We start from the raw sequence: 3,030 nt of genomic DNA, 5'->3' as shown, positions 1-3,030 counted from the left end.
CCCATAAGGAGAAATCAGCAATGATCAAACCCGACCCCGCCACGATCAAAACGATGGCGGCGATCGCAGGGCTTCCGGTCGACGACGAGGTGGCGGCGCGGATCGCCAATTCGATCGGCCCGGCATTCGACGGCTTCACCCCGGTCGCCGGTACGCTGCCGTTCGATCTCGAACCGTCCACCTACGTCGTGGCGCAAAACGAGGGCGCGCGATGAGCCTGAGCGATCCGGCGCTGCTGACGCTGACCGAAGTTGCCCAGGCGATCGCCACGAAGAAACTGTCGTCGCGTGACGTCACCCAGGCCTGTCTCGACCGCATCGCGCGGGCGCAGCAGAAGCTCAACGCCTTCATGGCGGTTGAGCCTGAGAGCGCGCTCGCCGCAGCGGATGCGGCGGACGCCGCGCTGGCCAAGGGCGAGCGCAAGGGCCCGCTGCACGGCGTGCCGCTGGCGCACAAGGACATGTACTACGAGACCGGCTTCGTCGTGACCTGCGGCTCCAAGATCCGCCGCGACTTCGTCGCCACCACGACCTCGACCGCGCTGCAGCGGCTGAAGGACGCCGGCCAGGTTCGGCTCGGCAGCCTGCAGATGTCGGAGTTCGCCTACGGCCCTACCGGCCACAACGCGCATTATGGCGCGGTGCGTAATCCGTGGGGGCTCGACCACATCACGGGCGGCTCATCGTCAGGTTCCGGCTCGGCGGTCGCCGCGCGGCTGACGTTTGCGGCGCTCGGCTCCGACACCGGCGGTTCGATCCGGATGCCGGCGCATTTCTGCGGCGTCACCGGGCTGAAGACCACCGTCGGGCTGGTGAGCCGCGCCGGCGCGATGCCGCTGTCGCATTCGCTCGACACCGTCGGCCCGCTGGCCCGCACCGCCGAGGACTGCGCCCTGCTCACCGGTCTGATGGCCGGCGCCGATCCCGCCGATCCGACCGCGTCGCATCGTCCGGTGCCGGACTATCTGGCGGCCACCAAACATCCGCTGCAGGGTCTCAGCATCGGCATTCCGAAATCGTTTTATGTCGACGATCTCGACTCCGAGGTCGCGCGCGTGCTCGACGACACCAAGGCGGCGCTGGTGCGCGAAGGCGTGCGTGTCGTTGAAGTCGAACTGCCGGATCAGCGCCAGCTCAGCGCCGCCGCACAGCTCGTGCTCGCGGTTGAAGCTGCCGGCTTCCATGGCGGGTGGATGCGCGAGCGGCCGCAGGACTACGGCCCGCAGGTGCTGATGCGGCTGCAGAACGCGCTGGCGATTCCGGCCGTCACCTACCTTGAAGCAATGCGCTGGCGCGGCGTGGCGCTCGCCGAGTTCGTCGCAGCCGTGGCCGGCGTCGATGCGGTGCTGGCGCCGGTTTCGCCGGTGCCTGCGCCGACGATCGCAGAGAGCGACGTCGGCAACAGCCTGAACGCCGAAGCCGTGATCCAGCGGCTGACCCGCTTCACCCGGCCGATCAACTATCTCGGCCTGCCATCGCTGGCGCTACCCTGCGGCTTCTCCAAGGCCGGCCTGCCGATCGGCCTGCAACTGATCGGCCGCCCGTTCGACGAAGCGACGCTGCTGCGGATCGGTGCAGGCTGGCAGCGCGCCACCGACTTCCATCGGCAATGCCCGGAGCTGTAGATGAGCAACCTGGTCGAAATCCGCGATCTCAATGTCCGCTTCACAGGCGAGCGGACCGTGTACGCCATCAACGATCTCAACCTATCGCTCGGCCAGGGTGAGGTGCTGGGCCTGCTCGGCGAGTCCGGCTCGGGCAAGAGCGTGACGCTGCGCGCCCTGATGCGGCTGCTGCCGAAGAAGCGCACCGCGATCACCGGCAGCATCCGGGTCGCCGGCCAGGACGTGCTGGCGCTCGATGACGAGGCGCTGTCGACGTTCCGCGGTCAGACCGTATCGATGATCTTCCAGGAGCCGGCGCTGGCGCTCGATCCGGTCTACACGGTCGGCCAACAGATCGCCGAGTCGGTGATGCGCCACGAAGGCAAGAGCAAGCGCGAGGCGATGGCCCGAGCGCTCGAGATGCTGGAGGTGGTCCGGATTCCCTCGGCGAAGCGGCGGCTCGACGCCTATCCGCATGAGATGAGCGGCGGCATGCGGCAGCGCGCGATGATCGCGCTGGCGCTCGCCTGCAAGCCGAAGATCCTGCTCGCCGACGAGCCGACCACAGCGCTCGACGCCACTGTGCAGATTCAGATCCTGCTGCTGCTACGCGAACTGCAGCGCGAGTTCGGCATGTCGGTGATCTTCGTCACCCACGATATCGGCGTGGCGATCGAGATCTGCGACCGCGTCGCCGTGATGTATGCCGGTCAGACGATTGAGCAGGGTTCGTTGCGCGATATCGTACGCGAGCCGCAGCATCCTTACGCGCAAGGCCTGCTCGCCTCGACGGTGCATGGCGCCAAACGGGGCGCACGGCTGGAAACCATTCCGGGGGCGCCGCCATCGCTTGATACCAAGCCACAGGCCTGCTCGTTCGCGCCGCGCTGCGCGCATGCTCAACCGCGCTGCTCGGCTGGGCTGCCGCCTGAAGTGGCCCTCGGGCCGGGCCGGATGGCGCGATGCGTGCTGGCCGAGCCGGCCGCACTGGTCGGCTAGTTCGCGGAACAAGCCGAAGCGAATTACAAATGAGGTAGCGGGCGACCGCTAACTGGTGTTCATTGCGCGCGGGGTCTGGCTGCCGAATCCGGCCGCCGACATTCCCGTCCAATGGAACTCCGCGCCAGAATGAACCGACAATCCCGGCCTCTTTCGATCGCGCATCGTGACCATCACTTCGCGGCGATCGTCCAGCATTCGTTCGATGCCATCGTCTCCAAGGACGTCGATGGAACCGTGCAGAGCTGGAACCCAGCGGCCGAGCGCATCTTCGGCTGGACCGCCGCCGAAATGATCGGGCGATCGATCCGCGTCCTGATCCCAGCGGATCGTCAGCACGAAGAAGACGATATCCTGCGGCGGATCCGCGCCGGCGAGATGGTGCCGAAGTTTGAAACCGAACGGCTACACAAGAACGGCCACCGGAT

General features: G+C 67.2%; 4 protein-coding genes. All 4 read left to right on the top strand.

Going from position 1 to position 3,030, the window contains the following annotated elements:
- Nucleotides 1–20: 20 nt before the first annotated feature.
- Nucleotides 21–215 (top strand): hypothetical protein, encoded by a 195-nt coding sequence (locus DYI24_RS24290; RefSeq protein ID WP_107342944.1) that lies wholly within the window; start codon nt 21–23, stop codon nt 213–215.
- Entirely contained in the window at nt 212–1,624 is a 1,413-nt protein-coding gene (locus DYI24_RS24285) for an amidase (RefSeq protein ID WP_164574142.1), read from the top strand. Before DYI24_RS24290 ends, DYI24_RS24285 begins: the two co-directional genes overlap by 4 nt.
- Entirely contained in the window at nt 1,625–2,602 is a 978-nt protein-coding gene (locus DYI24_RS24280) for an ABC transporter ATP-binding protein (protein ID WP_164574141.1), read from the top strand.
- Nucleotides 2,603–2,731: 129 nt separating this feature from the next.
- The coding region (locus DYI24_RS24275; protein ID WP_164574140.1) for a PAS domain S-box protein at nt 2,732–3,030 on the top strand (299 nt) is incomplete at its 3' end.

It is taken from the genome of Rhodopseudomonas sp. BR0C11 (assembly GCF_010820945.1).
GTDB classification, from domain to species: domain Bacteria; phylum Pseudomonadota; class Alphaproteobacteria; order Rhizobiales; family Xanthobacteraceae; genus Rhodopseudomonas; species Rhodopseudomonas palustris_H.
The sequence above is the reverse complement of the archived record's forward strand: the minus strand, read 5'-3'. Positions and strand labels throughout refer to the sequence as shown.